Annotated in this window: 2 protein-coding genes; both read right to left on the reverse strand. The window is 64.5% G+C overall.

What is annotated here, in order from left to right; genetic code table 11:
• A partial coding sequence (locus tag H7225_RS12285; protein ID WP_290662199.1) for an ABC transporter ATP-binding protein occupies positions 1-743 on the reverse strand: 743 nt, incomplete at its 3' end.
• 11 nt (positions 744-754) lie between these two features.
• Positions 755-1,751: ABC transporter permease (locus H7225_RS12290; RefSeq protein WP_290662201.1), on the reverse strand; the 997-nt coding region annotated here is incomplete at its 5' end.

Genomic DNA, 1,751 nt, shown 5'->3' on the forward strand with positions numbered 1-1,751 from the left:
GCATAGGGATGGCGCGGCCGCTGAAAAAACAGCTTGGCAGGCGCCACTTCCACGATCTGCCCGGCATACATCAAGGCCACGCGGTGCGCCATGCCAGACACCACGGCGAGGTCATGGGTGATGAGCAACATGCCCAGGCGGCGCTCACGCTGCAGGTCCACCAGCAAGTCGAGGATCTGCTTCTGGATGGTGACATCGAGCGCGGTGGTGGGCTCATCGGCGACCAGGAAGTCGGGCTCGGCCCCCAAGGCGATGGCGATCATCACGCGCTGCTTCTGGCCGCCGCTGAGCTCGAAAGGATAGCGACCCATGCAGCGTGCAGGCTCGGGAATGCCCACCCGCGTCAACCAATCCATGGCCTTAGCCTGCGCCGCCCTGCCCCGCAAGGCCGTGTGCGTTCTAATCGTTTCAAGGATCTGATCGCCGACCCGCATGACGGGGTTCAGGCTGGTGGCGGGTTCTTGAAAAATCATGGCGATGCGGGCACCCCGCACGCGCCGCATGGCCGATTCGGGCAGGTCGAGCAGGCTGTCGTTGCCAAGCAGCACATCGCCACCGATGACGCGGGCGTTCTCGGGCAGCAGGCGCATCAACGCCAAAGCCGTCATGCTTTTGCCGCAACCTGATTCGCCCACCAGGGCGAAGGTCTCGCCGCGCTCGATCGTCAGGCTCAGGCCGTCAATGGCCTTGACCAGGCCCGCCTCCGCGTCCAGCACCACCGTGAGATCTTGGGTTTGCAACATGGGGCCAGCCTTCAGCGCGTGGATGGGGCCGGTGGCCGAATGGCCAGGCGCGGTCGGAAACTGCGGGCGCGTGGATCAAAGGCATCGCGCACGCCATCGGCGAACAGGTTGGCGGCCAGCACCACGGTCACCATGAAGCCAAAGGCTGCGGCAAAGCTCCACCACACGACCGGGTCGCGGCTCATCTCTTTGCGGGCAAAGTTGATCATGCCGCCAAAGCTGTTCATGGAGGGATCAACGCCCACGCCGACGTAGGACAGCACGGCCTCGTAAAGGATCAGCGATGAGAACTCGAGCACTGTGACAATGAGCATCAGGTGGGCCACGTTGGGGAAGATGTGGCGCAGCATGATGCGCGTGTGGCTGACGCCAAAGGCATTGGCGGCCTGCACATAGTCCAGCTCACGAAGCTTGAGTGTTTCGCCCCTCAGCAGGCGGCACAGGCCGGCCCAGCCGGTCAGGCCCAGCACCGTGCACAGCAGGAAGAGCTTGAGGTCGGCCCGCTCCACGGCGGTTTCGAACAAGTCCGGGTGCGTGTCCAGGAAGACCTGCACCATCAGCACACAGGCCGCGATCAACAGCACATTGGGCACCGAGGACAGCACGGTGTACAGGTACTGGATGAGCTCATCGACCCAGCCGCCAAAGTAGCCCGCCATGATGCCCAGGACCACCGCCAATGGCAGCGTGGCCACGGTGGCGAGCGAGCCGATCACGAAGGCGGTGCGGATGCTTTTCAGAGCCTGGTACAGCACATCGTTGCCCGTGGTGTCGGTGCCCAGCACGTGGTACCAGCCCATCAGCGACATGACCGCGCCGATCAGCAGGGCCAACACGGCGATGGTGCACAACGCCGCACGCCATGGGATCTCGCCTTGGTTGCGCCACACACTGGTCATGGCCTCACGCAGCGTGGATTGGCGGCTGCGGGCCAGACACACCATCAGCAAGCCCGCCAAGGCGATGGCCAGCACGGCGCCCTTGAGCAGGCCCATGCCCATGCGCTCC

The sequence above is a fragment of the Aquabacterium sp. genome (genome assembly GCF_014378415.1).
Classification (GTDB): Bacteria; Pseudomonadota; Gammaproteobacteria; order Burkholderiales; family Burkholderiaceae_C; genus Aquabacterium.